23 protein-coding genes and 1 other RNA gene are annotated in these 21,123 nt (G+C 64.6%); 12 read left to right on the top strand and 12 right to left on the bottom strand.

All coding sequences use genetic code 11. From position 1 onward, the window contains the following. From GY769_00345 to ssrA, 3 genes are all read left to right on the top strand, one after another. Positions 1-170: hypothetical protein (locus GY769_00345; protein MCP4200368.1), on the top strand; the 170-nt coding region annotated here is incomplete at its 5' end. Beyond that, entirely contained in the window at positions 167-649 is a 483-nt protein-coding gene (locus GY769_00350) for a hypothetical protein (protein MCP4200369.1), read from the top strand. The genes GY769_00345 and GY769_00350, both read left to right, overlap by 4 nt. A gap of 77 nt (positions 650-726) precedes the next feature. Then, positions 727-1,079, top strand: a transfer-messenger RNA (tmRNA) gene (gene ssrA, locus GY769_00355). A 35-nt stretch (positions 1,080-1,114) separates the two neighbouring features. On the opposite strand, the gene GY769_00360 is transcribed toward ssrA, so the two are convergent. Then, entirely contained in the window at positions 1,115-2,836 is a 1,722-nt protein-coding gene (locus GY769_00360) for a DUF885 domain-containing protein (GenBank protein MCP4200370.1), read from the bottom strand. Between the two features lie 150 nt (positions 2,837-2,986). Further along, positions 2,987-4,840: a signal peptide peptidase SppA gene (gene sppA, locus GY769_00365; GenBank protein MCP4200371.1), complete on the bottom strand. Its 1,854-nt coding sequence runs from the start codon at positions 4,838-4,840 to the stop codon at positions 2,987-2,989. Positions 4,841-4,967: 127 nt separating this feature from the next. Between sppA and GY769_00370 the strand changes: the two genes are divergently transcribed. From GY769_00370 to GY769_00385, 4 genes are all read left to right on the top strand, one after another. Continuing rightward, the gene (locus GY769_00370; protein ID MCP4200372.1) at positions 4,968-5,468 is read left to right on the top strand and encodes a cytochrome c; all 501 of its coding nucleotides are present in this window, start codon (positions 4,968-4,970) and stop codon (positions 5,466-5,468) included. Between the two features lie 171 nt (positions 5,469-5,639). Continuing rightward, on the top strand, positions 5,640-5,867 hold the full coding sequence (locus tag GY769_00375; protein ID MCP4200373.1) for a hypothetical protein: 228 nt from the start codon (positions 5,640-5,642) through the stop codon (positions 5,865-5,867). 134 nt (positions 5,868-6,001) lie between these two features. Further along, positions 6,002-8,197, top strand: a complete 2,196-nt coding sequence (locus GY769_00380) for a M3 family metallopeptidase (GenBank protein MCP4200374.1) — start codon at positions 6,002-6,004, stop codon at positions 8,195-8,197. Between the two features lie 51 nt (positions 8,198-8,248). Next, entirely contained in the window at positions 8,249-8,731 is a 483-nt protein-coding gene (locus GY769_00385) for a cytidine deaminase (protein MCP4200375.1), read from the top strand. 9 nt (positions 8,732-8,740) lie between these two features. Here the strand turns inward: GY769_00385 and mtnA are convergent, their stop codons facing one another. Further along, positions 8,741-9,799 (bottom strand): S-methyl-5-thioribose-1-phosphate isomerase, encoded by a 1,059-nt coding sequence (mtnA, locus tag GY769_00390; protein ID MCP4200376.1) that lies wholly within the window; start codon positions 9,797-9,799, stop codon positions 8,741-8,743. A gap of 160 nt (positions 9,800-9,959) precedes the next feature. On the opposite strand from mtnA, the gene GY769_00395 reads away from it, so the two are divergent. Continuing rightward, positions 9,960-11,120, top strand: coding sequence for a PLP-dependent transferase (locus GY769_00395; protein ID MCP4200377.1), 1,161 nt, complete (start codon positions 9,960-9,962; stop codon positions 11,118-11,120). Here the strand turns inward: GY769_00395 and GY769_00400 are convergent. The 3 genes from GY769_00400 to GY769_00410 are packed head-to-tail and all read right to left on the bottom strand — an operon-like array spanning position 11,117 to position 12,514. Continuing rightward, entirely contained in the window at positions 11,117-11,464 is a 348-nt protein-coding gene (locus GY769_00400) for a divalent-cation tolerance protein CutA (GenBank protein ID MCP4200378.1), read from the bottom strand. The genes GY769_00395 and GY769_00400 overlap by 4 nt on opposite strands. Before the next feature lie 55 nt (positions 11,465-11,519). Then, positions 11,520-12,107 carry a hypothetical protein gene (locus GY769_00405; protein MCP4200379.1) on the bottom strand — a complete coding sequence of 196 codons (588 nt, stop codon included), beginning with the start codon at positions 12,105-12,107 and terminating at the stop codon, positions 11,520-11,522. A 59-nt stretch (positions 12,108-12,166) separates the two neighbouring features. Beyond that, a complete protein-coding gene (locus tag GY769_00410) occupies positions 12,167-12,514 on the bottom strand; it encodes a helix-hairpin-helix domain-containing protein (GenBank protein ID MCP4200380.1) in 348 nt (115 codons plus the stop codon). Positions 12,515-12,905: 391 nt separating this feature from the next. On the opposite strand from GY769_00410, the gene lepB (GY769_00415) reads away from it, so the two are divergent. Genes lepB (GY769_00415) through GY769_00425 form a run of 3 tightly spaced genes read left to right on the top strand, consistent with a single transcriptional unit; the run spans position 12,906 to position 14,758 of the window. After that, on the top strand, positions 12,906-13,598 hold the full coding sequence (gene lepB, locus GY769_00415) for a signal peptidase I (protein ID MCP4200381.1): 693 nt from the start codon (positions 12,906-12,908) through the stop codon (positions 13,596-13,598). After that, positions 13,598-14,359, top strand: coding sequence for a signal peptidase I (gene lepB / locus GY769_00420; GenBank protein MCP4200382.1), 762 nt, complete (start codon positions 13,598-13,600; stop codon positions 14,357-14,359). Before lepB (GY769_00415) ends, lepB (GY769_00420) begins: the two co-directional genes overlap by 1 nt. A 30-nt stretch (positions 14,360-14,389) precedes the next feature. Further along, complete coding sequence (locus GY769_00425) at positions 14,390-14,758, top strand: hypothetical protein (protein ID MCP4200383.1); 369 nt, start codon at positions 14,390-14,392, stop codon at positions 14,756-14,758. A gap of 28 nt (positions 14,759-14,786) precedes the next feature. Here the strand turns inward: GY769_00425 and pyrF are convergent, their stop codons facing one another. Next, on the bottom strand, positions 14,787-15,473 hold the full coding sequence (gene pyrF, locus GY769_00430; protein MCP4200384.1) for an orotidine-5'-phosphate decarboxylase: 687 nt from the start codon (positions 15,471-15,473) through the stop codon (positions 14,787-14,789). Positions 15,474-15,481: 8 nt separating this feature from the next. Continuing rightward, positions 15,482-16,594: a dihydroorotate dehydrogenase (quinone) gene (gene pyrD, locus GY769_00435; protein ID MCP4200385.1), complete on the bottom strand. Its 1,113-nt coding sequence runs from the start codon at positions 16,592-16,594 to the stop codon at positions 15,482-15,484. 49 nt (positions 16,595-16,643) lie between these two features. On the opposite strand from pyrD, the gene GY769_00440 reads away from it, so the two are divergent. Then, complete coding sequence (locus GY769_00440; GenBank protein ID MCP4200386.1) at positions 16,644-18,437, top strand: alkaline phosphatase family protein; 1,794 nt, start codon at positions 16,644-16,646, stop codon at positions 18,435-18,437. Here GY769_00440 and GY769_00445 read toward each other — a convergent pair. The 4 genes from GY769_00445 to GY769_00460 are packed head-to-tail and all read right to left on the bottom strand — an operon-like array spanning position 18,406 to position 21,090. After that, positions 18,406-18,831 carry a polymer-forming cytoskeletal protein gene (locus tag GY769_00445; protein MCP4200387.1) on the bottom strand — a complete coding sequence of 142 codons (426 nt, stop codon included), beginning with the start codon at positions 18,829-18,831 and terminating at the stop codon, positions 18,406-18,408. The genes GY769_00440 and GY769_00445 overlap by 32 nt on opposite strands. Beyond that, positions 18,828-19,685: a ParB/RepB/Spo0J family partition protein gene (locus GY769_00450; protein ID MCP4200388.1), complete on the bottom strand. Its 858-nt coding sequence runs from the start codon at positions 19,683-19,685 to the stop codon at positions 18,828-18,830. Before GY769_00450 ends, GY769_00445 begins: the two co-directional genes overlap by 4 nt. Next, positions 19,685-20,443: a ParA family protein gene (locus GY769_00455; protein MCP4200389.1), complete on the bottom strand. Its 759-nt coding sequence runs from the start codon at positions 20,441-20,443 to the stop codon at positions 19,685-19,687. Before GY769_00455 ends, GY769_00450 begins: the two co-directional genes overlap by 1 nt. Then, positions 20,440-21,090 carry a hypothetical protein gene (locus GY769_00460; GenBank protein ID MCP4200390.1) on the bottom strand — a complete coding sequence of 217 codons (651 nt, stop codon included), beginning with the start codon at positions 21,088-21,090 and terminating at the stop codon, positions 20,440-20,442. The genes GY769_00455 and GY769_00460 overlap by 4 nt, the downstream gene beginning before the upstream one ends. Between the last annotated feature and the right edge of the window lie 33 nt (positions 21,091-21,123).

Genomic DNA, 21,123 nt, shown 5'->3' on the forward strand with positions numbered 1-21,123 from the left:
AGACCGATCTCGAGACCTCCGAGGCGGCGTTTCTCGCGTCGGAAGACCTCGCCGCCCATCGCTTCGAGTTGGCCCACGACGACCCGGTGGCCGGTCGCAACTTCGACAGCTTCGTCCCCGCGGGCTTCGAGCGCGCGTTCTTGGAAGCACAGGGCGAGCTGCCGGATTGAACCCCGGCGTCCAGGATCACCGGGTCAGCGTCGCCCTGAGCGCCGAGCAGAGCCTCGAAGCCGTCGAGCGGGCCGCCGAGCTCTGGGGCGCCCAGTGGAACCGCCTCGGCACCGGGGGTCGACTCGAGATCCCGGTCCATGCCGGCGTTCGCCACGGGATCGTCACCGGGCGTCTGTGGACCGAGCCCGAGCGCGACGGCACCTCGGTCGTGGTTCGAGTCGAGTCCAGTCACTACTCACTCAAGAAGGGCGCCGTTTCGATTCTCGCCGTCGGCGCCCTGGGAGCTCTGGCGCTGACCCTCTGGCCGCTCTATCCGCCCCTTCTGGCGGTCGCTCCGCTGGCCCTGGTGTTCGCCTTCGTGGCCTGGCTGGTCATCGCCTCCCGCCTCCAGAGCGCGGGCGTTGAGGATTTCCTCAAGATGGTGGCGTCGGCCGGAGACGAGGACCGGCCGGGAGAGCCCAGCCGGCCGCCGGACTAAACGAGCCCAGGCCCGAGATCCGGGAATCTCAGTCGACTGCCGGCCGTTATACTGGGTGAGGTTCTTTGATTCCCTATGGGGGCGCTCCGGTTTCGACGGGGAACAGGGCGGTTCCGTAACTGCGTGTCGAGGTTTCCGCTCGTTAAAACGGAAAACCATAGTTGCCAACGATAATTTGGCATTGGCTGCTTAGACGCTAGCCACGCTCTCGCCGAGGCCTTGATTCACGGCACCGGCGAAGAGCGACACTGAAGTGGATCGAAAGGTGCGTGAGGCCTCGGAGCGTACCTGGATAATTTTCGGGGCTGGCCCTTGCGGCGGTGGCCGTCAGCCTAACCGCTCGGGCGAGACTTCAAATCGACGGCTACTCACGTAGACGTTGCGGGGACGCGTTCTTCGGACGTGGGTTCGAGTCCCACCGCCTCCACCAATTCGCGAACAACGAGCCGGGCTTACACGCCCGGCTCATTCTCTCTGCTCTTCGATCCAGGCTTCGACCCGCCGCTCCAAGATATCGAGCGGCATCGCGCCCTCGCCCAAAACGACTTCATGAAAGCCGCGCAGGTCGAAGCGCCTGCCCAGCCGCTTCTCGGCTCGCGCGCGCAGCTCCGAAATACGGAGCTCTCCTACTTTGTACGCCAGGGCTTGCCCCGGCCAGGCGATATAGCGATCGACTTCACGCTCGCTGCCGAGATAGTCGATGGCGCGCTTCCGGCTCCAGCCCAACGCGTGGAGACCCGTATCCACCACCAACCGCCGCGCGCGAAACAGCTCCGAGCGCAGAGCGCGGAGCTTCTGGTCGCGGGTCCGGTAGAGGCCGAGGTCCTCTCCGAGGCTCTCCGCATAGAGCGCCCAGCCCTCGCTGTACGCGGTGACGTGCCCGAACCGGCGGAAGCGAGGCAGACGCTCGAGCTCGCGCTGCAGCGAGATCTGGAAGTGGTGCCCCGGAATGGCCTCGTGCAGAAACAGAGCTTCGCTGGCCGCGCCCCGGGTCTCCGCATCGGCGTTGACGTAGAAGCGTCCGCGGCGCGACCCGTCGGGCGTACCGGCGACGTAGGACGCTCCGGGCGCCGAGCGGCGGCGGAACGCTTCCACGGGACGGATCTCGAAATCCGCTTCGGGAACAGTAGAGAACAACTCGCCGAGCCGGGGCTCGACGCGCTGTCGCAGCGCCCGGTAGCCGTCCAGCAAGCGTCCGCTGCCGGTGTCACCGGTGCCGGGCGTCGCGGCCCAGGGCCGGCCTTGGATCCGCCGGATCTCGGTGGTAATGCGCGCCACCTCCCGCCGGCCGATGCTGTGGACCTCCTCGGGTGTCAGCTCGGTCGTGGTCTCGGCGCGAACCCGAGACGCGTACCAGTCGAGGCCGCCGGGAAGATCCGACAGGCCGACCGAATCGCGGCAATGCGGCAGGTACTCGGCAATCAGAAAATCGCGCAGGCGCGCGTACCCCGGCACTACCTGATCGCGAATGGCCGCCAGATAGGCGGCCTCGAGCCGCTCGCGCTCCGGACCTGTGATCGCCGCCGGCATCCGCTCGATCGGGCCGTAGAAAACGCTCTCCCGCGGATCTTCGACGACCTGAGTCGCCACGAGCGGCAGCACCCGCTCGATCACGATCCGAGGCTGCACTACGCCCGCTTCGAGCCCCGTGCGCATATTGTCGATCGCCTGTTCGACCCACGGTCTCCAGCCGTCGAGGCGTGCGAGCCAGTTGTCGTAATCCCTTGCCGTCAGAAAAGGCTGCACCGAGCCGCCGCCGAGCACCGCCAGCACCACCGGCAGACTCTGCAGGTGATCGACCGGCAGCAAGTGGTCCGGAAAACCGAGAGCCTCGATGGCTTGCCTGCGGCCGTACCTGAAAAGCTCGAGCGTCAGTCGATCGGCTGAGTCCAGGGCCGCTTGATCGATGGCTTCGACCTGCGCCAAGAAGCGTCTCTCGAGATCCAGCTCCCGCGCGCGGTGCACTGGCGCGATATCGATCGTCAGCCGATCATCGAAGCGATGGTCCCCGTTATAGGTCGCGACCAGAGGGTTGAGCTCGAGCGACTTCTCGTAATACTGCTCGACGAGTTGATTCAGCCGGATCGACGGATCGTCTCCGGCTCTCAAGGCCACCGGCAAGAGAACAGCGCCGACAACCAGCTTCAAGAACCGACGACCGAAGCTCGGCCGCAAGACCACCATCATGGAGGACCATTATCGCAACCTAGAAGAGACTCGAATCCATGGCCGTGATGTCTGCAGCACTTCGGCCGGCACGGGTTTGAATCCCGTACGGTCTGCCTAACCTTCAGTCACCAACCCCCACGCGCGCGGGACGCGCCCTCCGGCCTCTCGCTACTCCACCTCGCAGAAGCAATACGCGTACATGCCGAAGGGGTCGTCGAAACCGGCCAGGGCGTTCGCGTACTCCTCCAGAGTGCCCAGAGCCAGCTTCTCGAGTGACGAGCGTTCGGTCCGGCCGGCGGCCTGGAAGCGATCGGCTACTTTCGATAGAACGTCGGCGAGGATGCGGTCCTTCCAGTCGAGCTCTTTTTCGACGTACTCGACCGAGTAGTCATCGCCGAGCTCGGCGAGCTCGGCGGCCGAAGCGATCGCCTCATCCAGACCGCCGAGCTTGTCGACCAGACCGATCTCGTGGGCGTCGACGCCGCTCCAGACTCGGCCTCGAGCAATCTTGTCGACTTCCTCCGTCGTCATGTCACGCGCCTCTGCCACGCGTTCGAGGAAGTCTCTGTAACCCTTCTCGACCACCTGGGTTGCGACCTCTATGACGCGCGGGTCCAGGGCCCGGTCCGGCCGGCCCTGACCGGCGATCCAGGTCGTGCCGACGCCGTCGATCCGAGTGCCGAGATGCTTGGCCAGAGGCTTCTGAAAGGTCGGCAACATGCCGAAAATGCCGATCGAGCCGGTGATCGTGTTGGGGTTCGCCCAGATCTCGTCCGAGGCCGTCGAGATCCAGTAGCCACCCGAGGCGGCGACGCCGGCCATCGAGACCACGACCTTCTTGCCGGCCTCGCGGGCGAGTACGAACTCCTGTCGAATGAGCTCGGAGGCGAAGGCGCTGCCGCCGCCCGAGTCGACCCGGAGCACGACCGCCTTGACGTCCTCGTCGTTGCGAGCCCGGCGAATCAGGGCCGCCGTCGAGTCGCCGCCGATGGTTCCCGGAGGTTGGTTGCCGTTGAGAATCGAGCCCTTGGCAACCACCACGGCGACCTTGCCGCTCTTGCCCTTCTTGAGGTCCGGGCCCACCACTTCCAGATAGTCGGCGTGACCGATGCGATGGAAGCTCTGGTCTTCCTCGTCCTCTCCGACCAGCTCGATCATGCGCTGGCGAAGCAGGTCCCGCCCGCCGACGTGGTCCACCAGACCGCTGTCGAGCGCCAGCTGGGCGATGTCGCCGTCGGCCTCGGCCAGGTGCGCGTTCAGGTTGTCGACACCTTCGGTCAACGTCTCCGGGGTCAGGCCCCGCCCGACGGCGACGTCCGCCAGATAGGAGCTCCAAAGATCCCCCAGCCACTCGAGGTTCGCTTCCTTGGCCTCATCCGACATGCTGTCTCTCAGGAAGGGCTCGACCGCGGACTTGAACTCGCCCACCCGGACGATGTTGCTGTCGACCTCGAGCCGTTCGAGACCCTCCCGGTGGTAGGCGCGAAATCGCCCGCAACCGTCCAGCAGAACGACTCCCATGTCGGCGAGGTAGATCTCGTCAGCCGTCGAAGCCAGGTAGTACTGCGTCTTCAGATACATGTCCGCGGTTGCGATCACCGGCTTCTCGGACTCTTTGAACTCCTCGATGGCGGCCTTCAGGTCCTGCAGCATGGCGGGTCGGGCGCCGGTCAGGCTGTTGAGGTCAAGCAGCAGGGCCTTGACTCGCTCATCGTCTTTCGCCGCTCGAATCGTCCGCACGAGATCCCGGCCGAGAGTCTCGGGCCGGGCAGAGCCGGTGAGCTTGCCCTTGGCGAGCTCGATCGAGTCGCCGGCGAGCTGCTCGACGATCTGGCCCTTGGGGGCGATCACGAGAGCGGTGGAGTCGCGGACCTTGGGCTTGTCGGAGCGCAAGGCGACGACCAGGACCGCGACCACGAGCGCGACAAAGAGCACGTCCATCGTGAACCGCCGCGCCCTGCCGACGCCACGCCAGGCGCCTACCAGAATGCTTCGCAGGCCGTTTCTGTTTACTTTCTTCATGACGGTCTCTCCCGGAGTAAGTGCGGCCCGTGCCCGCGTGTGTACCTACGGAGGCTCTCTCGGCCTCCAAGGTTCAATACGGTACCAGGCGCGGACTGTTCCAAGCCCTCTGCTAACGTCCCGGGCCATGTCTGTCGCTCGGCGCCCAGTCGCCCCGGCCGTGTTGCTTTCGGCGCTGTTGGCGCTCCTCGCCGCCCCGGGAGCTCGCGCGAGCTCGGAACCGGACGTTTCACTCGACCGCGGCAAGAAAGTCCACAGGAACCACTGCCTCGAGTGTCACGGCAAAGACGGCCGGGGCGACGGCGAGAGGGCCCGGCGGCTCGGCTTCAAGCCGCGTGATTTCACTCTGGGCTCGTTCAAGTGCCGGTGCACTCCGAGCGGCAGCCTGCCCACCGACGAGGACCTGCTGCGGGTCGTCACGCGCGGCCTTCCCGGAACCCCCATGAAGGGCTACGAGGAGGCGATTTCCGAAGTCGATCGGCGAAGCGTGGTCGAATACGTCAAGAGCCTGTCTCCGGCCTTCGCCGACCAACCGACGCCGCAGTGCCTCGAGGTGCCGACGCCGGAGCCCTCGAGCGATCAAAGCGTGGCCGAGGGCCGGCAGGTCTACCGGCTGCTGAGATGCTAGACCTGTCACGGCGTCGAGGGTCGCGGCGACGGGCCGGCGGCGAAGACGCTGCTCGACGATTGGGGCAATCGGATCCGCGTCTACAACTTCACCCGGCCCGGGCGATTCAAGTGCGGCGGGGAGGACCGGGATCTCTATCGCTTCTTGCACACTGGGCTGGCGGGCTCGCCCATGCCCTCGTACTCGACCGCCCTCGTGTTCTCACGCGAGAGCGCCGGCAACCTCGACGGATTGAGCGGGGCCTTCTGTGCCGCCGAGCTCGAGGAGCTCGGAAGGTACCTCGACGAACAGCCAGACTCGGTTGCGCTCGGCTCGATGACCGACGGCGAGAGCCGGGCCTTGAGCGACCATCGCGCCTGGGCGCTGATTCACTTTCTGCGCTCCCTGGTCGCTCCCTGAGCGGTCCCCTGCCGGCGCCAGACTCCTCTCGCGATGAACCCAAACCGCTCGCTCCACTGGTAGGCTTCGCCGAGGGAGAAGGAAGCACGATGAAGCAAAAGCAGGAACTCCAAACGCTCGTTCTCGCGGCCGCGATGATTCTCATCGTTGGCTGCGCGAGCCAACCCGTGAGCACCCCGCAAGCCATGAACACCTCCGCCGTCTCCGAGCCCGAGATCGACTCCGAATCGAAGCTCGAGCAAGCCGAAAACCCCCTGCTGGAAGAGTGGACCGGTCCCTACGGAGGCGTGCCGGCATTCGATCGGATGAAGATCGAGGACCTGAAGCCCGCGCTTCGAACCGGCATGGCGATGAACCTGGAAGAGATCGACGCGATCGCCGCCAACCCCGAGCCGCCGACTTTCGAGAACACCATCGTCGCCCTGGAAAGCTCGGGCCGCAATACCGGGAGGATCCTAAGCTACTGGGGAATCTGGCGATCGAACCGATCGACACCGGAATCACGGGCGGTGCAGCAGGAGATGGCTCCCGAGCTCGCCCAGTTCCGTTCCAAGATCACCCAGAACGCAACTCTCTTCGAGCGCATCAAGTCGGTCTACGAAAGCGACGAGATGAAGGCGCTGCGTCCGGACCAGCAGCGCTTGGTGTGGCTCGTCTACGACGGCTTCGCGCGCAACGGCGCGACCCTCGACGACGAGGCCAAGGAGCGCTATGCGGCGATCAACCAGGAACTGGCCGAGCTTCATTCGAAGTTCTCGAACAATGTGCTGGCCGACGAGGAAGGCTACGCCGAGTATCTAGCCGAGGACCAGCTGAGCGGCCTGTCCGACTCCTTCGTCAAAGCCGCGGCGGCAGCCGCGGCAGAGCGTGGCCACGAGGGCAAATACGCGATCACCAACACCCGGTCATCGATGGATCCGTTCCTGACCTTCTCCGACGAGCGTGACCTGCGCGAGAAGGTCTGGCGGACCTACTACTCCCGTGGCGACAACGGGGACGAGCACGACAACAACGCCCTAATTCCCGAGATCCTGCGACTGCGTCGCGAGCGCGTTCAGCTTCTCGGTCATGCCAGCTACGCCGACTGGCGACTCGAGAACCGAATGGCCAAGACCCCGGAGCAAGCGCTCGAGTTGATGGAAACGGTTTGGCCGGCAGCGCTCGCGCGGGTCGGCGAAGAGGTCGCCGACATGCAGGCGATTGCCGACGCCGAAGGCGCCGGTATCACCATCGAGCCCTGGGACTATCGCTACTACGCCGAGAAGGTCCGCAAGGCGAAATACGATCTCGACTCCGACGAGGTCAAGCAGTACCTACAGCTCGACAAACTGCGCGCGGCCATGTTCTTTGTCGCCGGCGAGCTGTTCGATTTCACCTTCAACCCGGTTCCGGAAGGTTCCGTGCCCGTCTTTCACGAGGACGTCAAGGTTTGGGAGGTCTCCAAGAAGACCTCGGGCGGTCTCGTCGGGCTCTGGTATCTCGACCCCTACGCGCGCACCGGCAAGCGTTCGGGCGCCTGGGCCACGACCTATCGCGGCCACGAGACCTTCGACGGCAAGAAGACCGTCCTCGGCTCCAACAACTCGAACTTCATCAAGGGCGCGCCCGGAGAGGCCGTGCTGGTTTCATGGGACGACGCTTCGACCCTGTTCCATGAGTTCGGCCATGCCCTGCACTATCTCTCCTCCAACGTCGCCTACCCGACACTCAACGGCGGCGTTCGCGACTACACCGAGTTTCAGTCGCAGCTCTTGGAGAGATGGCTGCTGACCGACGAGGTGATCGACCGGTTTCTCGTCCATCACCAAACCGGGGAGCCGATCCCCGACGATCTGGTCGCCAAGATCAAGAAGGCCGACACGTTTAATCAGGGCTTCGCGACCACGGAGTATCTGGCCTGCGCTTTGATGGACATGAAGTACCACACGATGAACCCGGCGGATCTCGACGTCGACGCCTTCGAGCGCGCGGCCCTCGGCGAGCTCGAGATGCCGAATGAGATTCCGATGCGCCATCGAACGCCGCATTTCGGCCACATCTTCAACAACGAGAACTACGCCGCCGGTTACTACGGTTACATATGGGCCGATGTCCTGACGGCCGACGCGGCCGAGGCGTTCCAGGAGGCTCCGGGCGGTTTCTACGACAAGGCGCTCGCCAAGAAGCTCGTCGAGCAACTGTTCGCGGTGCGCAATGCCGTCGACCCGGCGGAGGCCTACCGTGCCTTTCGCGGCCGTGACCCGGAGATGGAAGCCCTGATGCGAGATCGCGGATTCCCCGTACCGGCGAGGGAGGGTTCAGCGGTGGAGGGCTCCGGCGCGGGCGAGTAGCTCGACGCGGGCCTCCGGGCCAATCCCAATGCCGATCTGAGCCGATCTGAGATGAAAGAGAAGCACATCCGCATTCGCATCGAGCAATGCCTGGCTCTGGCCAAAGCCTCGAACTGCCCCCGGCGCAAGTTCGGCGCTCTGCTTCTCGACCCCGAGCGCAACGTCACCCTGATGGACGGCTACAACGGCGGTCCGCGCGGCGGTGGCGAGCTCTGCGGCGGCGAGGTCTGCCTGCGAGACAGTCAGGAGATCCGATCCGGGACCCACATGGAGATCGGCTGTCACCACGCCGAAATGAACGTGGTCTGCAACTGTGCCGCCTCCGGCGTGCCGACCAAGGGCGCCTGGCTGCTGATCACTGGTGAGCCCTGTATGCTGTGTGCGAAGCTCATCCACCACGCCGGCATCACGAAAGTCATCGTCGTCGGCGGCGGCTATGCCGGCAAGAACGGCGTCGGCTATCTCGCCGATCACGGAGTCGCGGTCGAGAGCGTCGAAGGTCCTCAGGACCATCGTCTGACCGCTATCACCTAGGGGCCGGCTTTAGCCTGCCTGTTGCGCGAACGCGCGCGCGATCGACTCCGTATACGGGGCCTCGAGCACGCCGGCATCGGTGATGATCGCCGCGATCAGCTCGTTGGGAGTGACGTCGAAAGCGAAGTTGGCCGCCGGTGCGGCCGCCGGTGCGACCGTCGTACCGAAGACCTCGGTGACCTCATTGGCCGAGCGTTCTTCAATGGGAATTTCGTCGCCGGTCGGTGTCAACCGATCAATAGTCGACAGCGGTGCGGCGACATAGAACGGCACGTTGTGCCGGTTCGCCAGCACGGCCACGGTGTAGGTACCGATCTTGTTGGCGGCGTCGCCGTTGGCGGCAATCCGGTCGGCGCCGACCACGACACGATCGACCAGGCCCCGAGCCATGAGCGTGCCGCAGCTCGAATCGGTCACGACCTTGAACGGAATGTCGAGCCGCTGCAGCTCCCAGGCGGTCAGGCGCGCGCCCTGGAGAAGCGGCCGGGTCTCGTCCACCCAAACCTGGGAGACCTTGCCCTGGTCGTGAGACGCCTGGATGACTCCCAGAGCGGTGCCGTAGCCGGCGGTCGCGAGCGCGCCCGTGTTGCAGTGCGTGAGCACCCGGTCGCCGGCGGCGAACAGGGTCGCTCCGTGCGCGCCCATGCGTCGATTCGAAGCCACGTCCGCGGCATGGAGCTCGTGCGCCCACGCCAGCAGCCCGGCGATTCTCTTCTCGTCGGGCAATCCCCGGGTCTGGTCGAACACCTTGCGGCCGCGCTCGAGGGCCCAGCGCAAGTTGACCGCGGTCGGCCGGGTCGCGCCCAGAAGCTCCGACACCTCGACGAAGCGCTCCTCCAAGCTCTGATCGTCTGCGCGCGTGTTCAAGCCCACCACCAGACCGTAGGCCGCGGAGACCCCGATGGCCGGAGCGCCGCGCACACTCAAACGGTAAATCGCGGCGGCGACGTCTTCGGGTCGCTCACAGTCCAGCCAGGTCTCCTCCCGCGGCAACCGGGTCTGATCAAGAAGCTTCAAGCCGCCGTCCTGCCAGCGGATCGGACTGAAAGTGGCCGGGTTCTGACTCATGGCCGTATTCTAGTGGTCGCGGCGGGTCTTTTCGGCGTCTCGTCGAGCCAGCCCGGAGTGCCGCTGCCGGCCAGGCTCCGCCGAGAGCGCTGCTAGAATCTCGCCGGCTTGCTCACGCCGGTCCGCTTCGGCCGGCGTTTGTCGTTGAGGAGATACCCCTTTGAAAGGCGATTCCAGAAAACTCGGCTTTTCGACCCGCGCGATTCATGCCGGGCAATCACCCGACCCGGTCACCGGCTCGGTCACGGTCCCGATCTACCAGACCTCCACCTACATGTACGAGGAGCTCGGGGTCCACAAGGGCTACGAGTACGCGCGCGTTCAGAATCCCACCCGGGAGGCCCTGGAAGCGAACATCGCTTCACTCGAAGGGGGGCTCGCCTGCCACGCTTTCGCCTCGGGCATGTCGGCGATCGCGACTCTCCTGACCCTGGTCAGGGCCGGTGAGCATGTCGTCTGTTCGCGCAACGTGTACGGCGGCACCTATCGCTTTTTTCATCACGTCCTCGAGCGCTACGACCTTTCGTTCTCCTGGGTGGACTCCCCCGACCTGGCAACGATTGAGCGCGCCATCACGCCTGAGACCAAGCTCGTCTACATCGAAACGCCCACCAACCCGATGATCGAGGTCACCGACATCGCCGGCGCCGCCGAGATTGCTCATGCGCGTGGGGCTCAGCTGGCCGTGGACAATACCTTCATGTCCCCCTACTTCCAGCAGCCGCTCGAGCACGGCGCCGATTTCGTGATCCACTCGACGACCAAGTTTCTGAACGGCCACAGCGACTCGATCGGCGGCGCTCTGGTCAGCAAGCACGAGAAGGACGCCGAGTGGTTCGGCTTCGTGCAGAAGTCGGAAGGCGCCATTCTCAGTCCCTTCGACTCGTTTCTGGTCCTGAGGGGCCTGAAGACCCTCGCCGTTCGCATGGAGCGGCACGAGGTCAACGGCCGCGCCGTCGCCCGGTTCCTGGCGGGCCATCCCAAGGTCCGCTCGGTGCTCTACCCCGGGCTTTCCGATCATCCCGGACACGAGACCCAGAAGAAACAGGCGTCCGGCTTTGGCGCGCTGATCGCGTTCGATCTTGGCGGCCGCTCGGCCGCCAAGACCTTTCTGGATCGGCTCGAGCTGCTCAGCCTCGCCGAGAGCCTGGGCGGTGTCGAGACCCTGATCTCGCACCCGGCCTCGATGACCCACGCCTCGGTGCCACCGGAGCGGCAGGCAGAGCTCGGCATCAGCGAAGGGCTGGTCCGGGTCTCGGTCGGAATCGAGGACCGCGAAGACCTGTTGGCAGATCTCGAGCAGGCCCTGTCGGCGCTCTAGGAGTCCGAGCCCTGGGCCAAGGTCGGGTTCTTCTGAACCGACTCGGCCAGCCACGCCAGGAACCTCTCCTCGCCTCCCTGAACCGCAAAACGCAGAATCTCCGGCAGCTCGTAGCTGTGGAGCTCCTGAATCGCGGCTTCGATCGCCGGATACTCGTCTTCGACGCTCTTGATGAGAAGCATGAACTCGCTGTCTTCGCAGAGCTTGCCTTGCCACCGGTAGACGGACCGGCGAATCGGAATAACGTTGACACAGGCAGCGTGCCGGCGACCCACCAGCTCCCCGGCGAGGCTGTTGGCTTCCTCTTCGGTTCCAACGGTTGTGATGACGACGATGGCGCTCAAGGTGAGGGGGAATCTACTTCACCCCTGCTTTTTCGGTCAAGGCTCTCATGGCCGCTCAGCGCCAGGTCTCGGATTCGACGTCGTAGCGCAGAATCTTGGCCTTGCCCGTACGGCCGAAGAGCCGCACCGCGGCCAGCCGAGATCGGCCGTCGGTCAAGTAGATCGAGCCCGGAGTCGACCCACCGAGCGGACCGAAGGAAGCGAGATCCGAGCGGTTGAAGCGGACCGGGTCGGGCGGCAGCCGGCGGCGGTGATTGCCCGGGTCCCTCGGTGCGGGACCGAGCGGGAATCCAAGCCTGACCCGCCGGCCGAAATGATGAAGATTGCGAGGTGGTCCGACCGGGGGGTCGACGCTGGACTCGATGTCTCTGGTCAAAACGCCGTCACCGTCACCATCTCGATAGAGAGTGAAGGTGAAGACACCTTTCTGCTGTTCACGAAACTTGACCCCGACCTTGACGCCCAGTCGAATCGCCGTGGCCCGCGCCAGGCGCAACGCGTTGACGACCTCCGCCGAGGCCAGGTCGAGCTCGAGTGAAGTGGCTCCGCTCGTGATCCAGGGCAGGCCCACCCCCGCCACCAGCACGATCAGCGCCAGTACGAGAACGAGCTCGATCAGTTGAAATCCGCAGTTCGGTTTCATGGTTGATCGATCCATGTCGAAGCCGGCGCGGGGGCGCGCGAGCGCCCCCGCTTCACCGACTACTCCTCGCCCTCGTCCTTGGGCTTGCGCGGCGCGCTAACCTTCTCGGTCAGGGTCGTCTCGCCCGACAAGCTGATGTGTGGCTCGATGAGCTCGAACGTGCGTTCGCCGATCCCTTTGACGAGCATCAGGTCCTCGGTCGCCTCGAAGGCGCCGTTGGCCGAACGAAACTCGACGATGCGACCGGCGACCACTTCGCCGACTCGGGGCAGAAGAGACAACTCTTCGACGCCGGCCTGGTTGATGTTGACCTTGCCCTCGGCGGCCGCGGCCATGCTTCCGGTGGCCAGCGCGAGCGCGGCCAGGATCAAGAGTCCAACGAAAAGTCTGTTCTTGAGGTCACCCATGATTTTCTCCTTTTGTTGTTGTGGGTGGTTTCGAGCGTTGTGCTCATTTGCTTTCGAATCACTTCTGGTCAAAGGTGGCCAGGGGTTGCCTGCCGTGGCCAGTTGCTGGGTCCTTGTTCTACTGATCGCGCCTCCTTTCTCCGGTTTCCGTGTGCTCGGTCCCCAGATCACGATCCCGGCCAAGGCTCGAGAAAGCGGTCAAGCCGCTTGTTTGTCGTGGTTTACCGGGCTATGCCCGGCTCTTGGGCAAGTCCCGGGCGTCAAGGGATCTGGACACGAGGGCTGCGGCCCGGAGCCCGCGCGGTAGAGGGCATCGGGGACCGGCCCCCTGTCAAGCCATTTGGACTGGCGCAAAAACGCTTGTCATCGACTTTGCGCTCGTGCCTGCTAGATTAGGGATGTGCAGAAACGGCGTTCTACTTTCCGCGAGTATTTCGAGGCTTTGTTGATCGCCGGGATCTTTCTCGGATTCACCAACGCCTTTGTCTTCAAGACCTTCTACATTCCCAGCGCTTCGATGGAGGAGACCCTCCTCATCGGCGACCACCTCTTCGTCAACCGGTTCATCTTCGGGTCCGAAAGCTCGAATCTCGAAAAAGCCCTGTTCCCGCTGCGCAAGGTGCAACGTGGCGACGTCGTGATCTTCCGCTCGCCCGAGCGGCCCGCGGTGGACATGGTCAAACGCTGCGTCGGGATCCCCGGCGACACGATCCAGGTCACGGGAAAGACGCTCTTTGTGAATGGCGAGCCGGTCGACGAATCGGGCTTCGCCGTGCACCGGGACAGCAGGCGCGGCCGGGCCGGCTTGCGTTCCAGGGATGACTTCGGGCCCTATGTGGTGCCCGCGGAGCACTATTTCTGCATGGGCGACAACCGGGATCATTCGTACGATTCGCGCTTCTGGGGACCGGTGCCCGCTCACTTCATCAAGGGCCGGGCCTTCTTGGTCTACTGGTCCTTCGGCGGCGAGACGCCCGACGGATCGTGGCCGGGCTGGGGGGCGCGGCTAAGACAACTGGGACAGACCGCAGCCAGCTTCGTCACCAAGACCCGCTGGGGCCGCACGCTCCACGTGATCCGCTGATGACATCCGCCGCCTCGGAAGGGGCAGCGCCGCGAACGCCGGTTGACGCCCCGCCGCCGGCGACCACTCCGCGCGCGAAGCATCCCTGGAGCGACTACCTCGAGGCCCTGCTCATCGCGGTCATCTTCGCCACGTTTGCGCGCTCCTTCGTACTCCAGGCCTTCAAGATTCCGAGCTCCTCGATGGAAGAGAATCTCCTGGTCGGAGACCACATCCTGGTCAACAAATTCATCTACGGGCCGACCTACCTCGAAGGTGGCCTGTTACCGGCTCGCGAGGTTCGACCGGGCGACATCACCGTGTTCCGATTCCCCGAAGAGCCGACTCGCGACTTCATCAAGCGCTGCATCGGCGTTGCCGGCGACCGGATCGAGATTCGAGACAAGGTCGTCTTCGTCAACGGCGAGCCTCTCGACGAATCCGCCTATGTTCTTCACCGGGATCCGCGCATCTACCCGCGATCCATCTTTCTCTCCGAGGAGTATCGGCGTAGAGACAACTTCGGGCCGATAACGGTCCCCGAAGGTGAGCTCTTCTTTCTCGGCGACAATCGGGACGACTCGCACGACTCCCGCTTCTGGGGCACCGTGCCGCGAGAATTCGTCAAGGGCCGCGCACTCATCGTCTATTGGTCCTTCGATGCCGCTCATCAGGGCACCGGCTGGCCGGGCTTGGGACCCCGCCTGCGTCAGCTGCTGGAGGTCGTCGTCAAGTTCCCAGCCCGAACGCGTTGGCGCCGGAGCTTGCGCCTGATCCGCTAGCCAGACGGGTTGAGGTTAAGATAGAGCTCTATGAGGACGTTTCGACCCGGTCGGGGAGACAGCAAGCTCGGTTGTCTGATGTGGCTAGCAGCTCTGGGATTCGCCGCCTACGTCGCCTATCAGGCCATCCCGGCACAGATGAAGGCCGCTGAGCTCAAGAGCTTCATGACCAACCAGGCCGAGCGTAGCGCCGAAGCTCCGGTCGAGAACATCGCGGCCAACGTGCTCACCCAGGTCAAGAACCTAGGCCTTCCGGTCGACAAAAAAGCGGTCCACGTCAAGCGCGTCGGCGGCCGGATCAGGATCTCTTACAGCTATTCGGTGCCCATCAACCTCGTCGTTACGACCTACGACTGGTCGTTCGAGGTCAAGGTGGATCGACCGGTCATCATTGTCTAGCTGCCGCCTTCCTTCGACCAGGATCTGCTCAGAGCTCGGCTAGCAGACGCTCGAGCGCGGCCTCGGGATCGTCGGACGCTGTCAACGGTCTTCCCACAACCAGCAGATCCGCGCCCGCCTCAAGCGCCTGGGCGGGGGTCGCCGTGCGCTTCTGGTCGTCGGGGCCGGAGCCGGCCGGCCGAACGCCCGGCGTCACTAGGGTGAAGGATCCGGGCAGAACGCCGCGCAACCGGGCGACTTCACGCGGCGAGCAGACGGCACCGGCGCACCCGGCTTGGTGCGCCAACCTGGCCCAGGCCGAAACCAGGACGTCGGGCGGGTCATCGATCCCCAGGCCCATGAGCGACCCTTCATCCATGTGCGTCAAGAGCGTCACGGCGAGGATCCCGACCCGGCCGCTCCCGGCCTCCGAAGCTGCGCTCAGCATGTCGCTCCCCCCGGTCGTGTGGGCGGTCACGTAGTCGACTCCCAGATCCGCAACCGCGCTGACGGCTCGAGCGACGGTATTCGGAATGTCGTGGAGCTTCAGATCCAGAAAGACCCTTGCCTTCGCCCGGGCCTCCTCCACCGCCCGAGGTCCCCACCTGACGAAGGCCTCGAGCCCGACCTTGAGCAGTCCCACTCGTGGGCCGAGGGTCCGGCACCAGTGGCGAAACTCATCCCAGTCCGAGGTGTCCAATGCAACCACGATCTTGCGCGCAGCGTTCGTTTTCATCTCAGGTATTACCCCTCTCCCTTGGGTTCCAGATCGGCACCGATCACCTCCGCTATCGACTCGTATCCATCTCGGTCGAGTAACTCGACCAGCTCTTTCCGGATCCGGGCGACAAGTCCCGGCCCTTCGAATACCAGCGCGGAGTAGAGCTGCACCAGGCCGGCACCGGCTCGCAAGCGCTGGTAGACATCCGCCCCGGACGAGACCCCGCCGACACTCACCAGAAGGCATTTGCCAAACAGGTCCCCGGCCAGGGCCTCAAGCAGTTCGAGACTGCGGCGGCGCAGGACCCGGCCGCTCAATCCGCCGACTCTTCTGGCCCCGGGAAGGAGCTCATAGTCCGTGGTGGTGTTCGCCAGGACGATTCCGTCGGCCCCGGAAGCGACGCTCGCCTCGGCGATCTCGAGAGCTTCCGAGACTTCGAGGTCCGGAGAGAGCTTGACCAGCAGCGGCCGGTTGGTCGCCGCGCGAGTGCCGCGCACCAGGTCGCCAAGCTCGTGCCTTCGCTGAAGGTCGCGAAGCCCGGGTGTGTTGGGCGAAGAGACATTCAGCACGAAGCCATCACAGCGATCGCGGAGAGTGTCGATCAGCAGCAGGTAATCGTCGAGCGCCTGGGCGTTGGGCGTATCGCGGTTCTTTCCCAGATTCACGAATAGCGGGACCGCCGCCGGATAAAAGAGCTCGAGACGCCCGTGAAGTGCCCGCGAGCCCCGGTTGTTGAAGCCCATCGCGTTCTCGAGGCTGGCCGCGGTGGTGTATCGAAAGAGTCGCGGACGCGGATTCCCTTTTTGTGCACGCGGGGTCACCGCTCCGACCTCCAGCCAGCCGAATCCAAGCGCAGCCATTCCGGGAATGACGAGTCCGTCCTTGTCGAAGCCGGCGGCGAGACCGACCGGATTAGAGAACCTCTGGCCCAGCAGATTCGCTTGAGACAGACGGTCGTTGGTGTCTACTCGGTATCGACTTTCGATCAGGCCGCGGACCGGCGTCGACTGCACGAGCCGCAAGGCGCTCAGCGCAATGGAGTGGGCGCTCTCGGCGGGCAGCGACAGCAACAGCCGATGCGGCCAGGAAAGGTGCGCAACGGCGCCATCAGGACCTCTGTTATTCTGCTGTTTCACCGGCCCCCTCTAGGCGAGTCGCTCCAATCTAGCAAAGCAAGAGTCGTCAATGCCTGAAACCGCCCCTCGCCGGTTGCCTGGCTCGTCGCGGCGCGCGCGAGAGATAGCGCTCAACCTGCTGCCGGGTCTTCTCGCCGGCGCTCAACTCGCCGGCCTGCTGCTCTTCTTGAACCCCGACATCCCTTTCGATTGGTTTCGTTTCTTTCGGGCATCGGCGGTTCTCGGATTGTTGCTGGGGGTTGTGAGCGCCTCCGGGCTGACCTTCTACACCTGGAGGCGGCCGGGAGCGGCCCAACGAATCCTGCCCTGGGCGATCATCGCGGTGCTGGCGACGGCGGCGCTTGCCGACTGGATTCAGGCCTCCTTTCTGGCTTTCTACACACCGCCCGGAATCAATATCCGGTTGATCAAGGCCGCGGGCCTGCTGAGCTTTGCCGCGGTGGTGCTCTTCTACACGGCGCTCCTGCACAGCTTCCCTCCGAGACGATATGGCCGCCGATCGATCCTCCTGTTTCTGGTGATCTCTCTGGCCTCCGTGTATGCGCTCGGAGAACGTCGCGAGGCCTACCGGCCCCGGCTCCAGTCGGCGCCGCTACCCTCGCTGGTCGAGCTCGAAGAAGGTCCCGCTCTCTTCGTCGTCGGTCTCGAAGGAGCCACCCTCGACGCCATTCTGCCGCTGGTCCAAGAGGGCCAGCTGCCCTTCTTCGGGCAGATCGTGGAAGGCGGCGTTCACGCTCGATTGGAGCCACTGTCTCCGATCATGCGCTCGGCGCTGTGGACCTCGCTCGCCACCGGCAAGTTTCCGTACAAGCATGGAGTGCTCTCGGAGACCTCGCTCAGAGTCGGCTTTCTTCCCGGCAAACCGCGACTGACGTTGCTGCCGTGGGGGCTACCGCTGCCGGACCGATTGATGCCGGGCTTTCGCCGCGCTCGACCCGACGCCACGAGTCGTCGCGGCCTCGCACTCTGGGAGATCTACTCGAGACTGAGCCTGAGGACAGGCGTCGTGTCCTGGCCCTCGCTCTATCCGGTTACCGAGACGTCCGCCTTCACCTTCTCGGAGCGATACTTCGCGGGCAACTTCTCGGCGCCGGCCGCGCTCCCGCCCGAGCTCGCCGAGCGAGGGATCCTCTTTCAGATTGGCCAGAACGAGCTCGGTCCCGGACCCCTGGCCGCGTTTACCGACGCACCTCCGGAGGTACTGAGCGCTCTTGCCGGAGATGTCTGGCGGGAGTCTCTTGCGCAGTTCCTTCTCGAGCAGCGTCAGGATCTGCGCCGCTTCTTCATCCTGCTTCCCGGCCTGGGAGAAGTCTCCACGCGCTATCTGGGAGGCTTCTCCGCCTTCGAGCACGAGGGCATCCGAAACGAGCGCCGCAGAACCGCGGCCCATCTGGTCACCGCCTACTACCGGCACCTGGACAGCTATCTGGCCGATCTCTGGGAGCGCCAAGATGGACCCAAGCTGATGGCGATCGTTTCACCGTTTGGCGCTCAGAGCCCCGAAGGCTGGCGACGGGTCTGGTTCGCCACCACCGGAAGATCAGACGAGGGGAGCTTCAGCCCCGCGAATGACGGCGTGCTGTTTCTGATGGGCGAGGGCGTCAAGCAGGGACACTTCCTCGAACGCGCAAGTCTCCTCGACGTGATGCCGACGTTGCTCTATGCCACCCAGCTGCCGATCAGTCGCGAGTTGGACGGCCAGGTTCTGGTGGATGCCTTCTCGGCGCCGTTCCTGGCTCAAACGCCGCTCAACTTCGTCCCGTCCTACGAGACGCTGGTCGGGCAGCCGCCCTCCATGGTCGAAGAAGACCTCAGCTCTTCTTCGGCAACGGCAGCCGAGTGACGTTCTGCGCCCTCTCGGGCGCCTGCTCCGGCCGATCGCGATCGACCGAGCCGGCCTGAGTGGACATGTTGCACTGGCCCTGGAGCACGGCGCCGTCTTCCACGACCAGGCTGGGCGTCTCGAGATCGGCCAAGACTCTGCCACCGGCGGCGATCTCGACCCGGTGCTGGGCCACCACGCTGCCGCGAACCGTCCCGGAAACGAAGATCCTGCCAACCTCTATTTCGGCGTCGACATCACCGTGCTCACCGACCACCAGGTCGCCACGCGAAACGACGCGCCCCTTGAGTCGTCCGTCGAGGCGGAAGGTGTCTTCGAAATGGAGAGCGCCCTCGATATAACTGCCCTCATCGAGGAAGCCGTTGAGATCACCTCTGGATCCTGTTTTCTTCATCCATCGCTCCCAGTACTCATGAGCATGTCATAAAGACGAATCAGTTCTTCCTCCGAGTGAAAGGCCAGGATAAGTTTGCCACCCTTGGCGTGTCTTTTTATTTCAATTTTCGTTTGTAAATGTTTTGTCAAGCGTTCGGCCGCCGCCGCCGTGTCCGGATCGACCGTGGGCCGGGCTCGGCTTCGCTGGGAAGCCTCCTTCGGCCGGGTCGCGGCTTCGAGCTGACGCGCGTTGAGCCCCTCCTTGACCGCTCGCCGGGCCCAAAGGATCCGATCTCGCGCCCTCGGCAAGCTGAGCAACGGACGCGCCTGGCCGGCGGTCAACTGCCCTCTCCGCAACATGCCCTGCACCTCGTCCGGCAGCCCGAGCAGTCGCAACCGGTTGGAAACCGCCGAGCGGCTCTTGCCCACCCTCTCGGCGATCTCTTCGTGCGACAGGCCGAATTCCCGCCTCAGCCGGTCAAACGCCTCCGCCTCCTCGATGCCATTGAGGTCGGAGCGCTGCATATTCTCTACGAGAGCCGCCTCCAGAAACTCTCGTTTCGAGGCCATGTCCCTCACCACGACCGCCACCCGCGACAAGCCGGCTTCGCGCGCAGCTCGCCAACGTCGCTCTCCGGCGACAATCGAGTACCCGCCCTTCGCTCGGGGCGTCACCAGAATCGGCTGAATGAGACCCTGGGCACGAATCGACGCAGCCAGCTCGGCGAGCTCCTCGGGATCGAACTCAGCGCGAGGCTGATAGTCGTTCGGCACTAGGTCGTCGAGCGCGATCTCGGTTCGAGGCACCGAAGCAGCGGGCGCTTCCGAGAACAAAGCATCGAGACCGCGGCCCAGGCCGCTCTTCTTCGCCATCATATTCTCCTCGTCAGAACCTCTCGGGCCAGCGCCAGATAGGCCTGCGCGCCGCGGCTCCTGATGTCGTAGTTCAGAACCGGCAGACCGTGACTGGGTGCCTCGGCCAATCGGACGTTGCGCGGAACCACGGTGTCGTAGACCCGGCCGGCAAAGTGCGTTCGGACCTCTCGAGCCACGTCGCGAGCCAGATTGGTTCTCTCGTCGTACATGGTCAACAAGATCCCGGTCAACTGGAGCCGCGAGTTCAAGCTCTGCTGCACTCTCGACACCGTCTGGAGCAGCTCTTTGATGCCTTCGAGCGCAAAGTACTCACACTGGAGCGGCACCAGCACACCGTCGGCCGCCACCAGGGCGCTGACCGTCAGGTGCCCCAGAGACGGCGGACAATCGAGCAGGATCGTGTCGTAGTTCGCGGTCACTTCGGACAGCGCGTGCGCCAAGCGATGCTGCCACCCTGCCAGCCCGACAAACTCCACCTCGGCTCCGACGAGCGCTCGGTTCGACGGGACCATTTGAAGACAGGCGAGCGATGTCGGGCGAATCGCTTCCGCCATCTCGGCTTCTCCAATCAAGACCTCGTAAACGGTGGGACCCTCCGTTTCCACTCCCAGCCCACGGCTGGCATTGCCCTGAGCATCGCAGTCCACGATCAGAATGTCTCTCTCCAGAGCCGCCAGGGCGGCGCCGAGATTGATCGCGGTGGTCGTCTTTCCGACGCCTCCTTTTTGATTGGCTATCGCGATCGTGGTTGTCATCGAGGGCTCTCGGCCAAGGGAAGCCACTCCTGGATCCTGCGCCCATGCCCCGGAAGCTCGACCACTCGTCCCAAGCTCGCCTGGGGCCAGGGAGCGGCCGACGGACCCTCCCACCGGAGGATTCGAGCCCCGAACGCGAGCCCCGGCTCGAGGCCCGCCCAGATATCTCGATCGATCCTGACACCTCGGACGGTCACCAGATCTATCTTTCCATCTGTCACTGTCGCCGTCACCGGGTGACGCCCGGAAACTCTAGCATTGACAATACGGCAGGACAATTCCGCCTTGGCAGCAGCCGCGCGCAGGAAAGAGGCCTTGCGAACCCGCGACTCGAACAGCCAGAAACGCTGATCCGGGCGAGCCGCCGCGAGCACCTGCCCCGGAAAGCCCGCGCCCGATCCCAGATCGAGCACCGTTGAGGCGTCACCGAGCAGGGGTAGGGCGCGCAAGCTCTCCGCGTAGTGGCGCTCGACGATCAGTTCGGCTTCACCCGCGCTCACCAGCGCAAGTCGTCCGGCCCACCGCCGGAGTTCCACGTAATGGGCAAGAAGTCTTCTTACCAGATCCGCCGAGAGACTTCCGCAGCCCGACGCTTCGAGCCGACTGCGAAACTGATCTGCCGAAATTGCGTCCAAGACCGTTGCCACTCTGTCATTCTACGGCCTCAGCGGCCCCGAAAA

The sequence above is a fragment of the bacterium genome, assembly GCA_024224155.1.
GTDB lineage: Bacteria > Acidobacteriota > Thermoanaerobaculia > Multivoradales > JAHEKO01 > CALZIK01.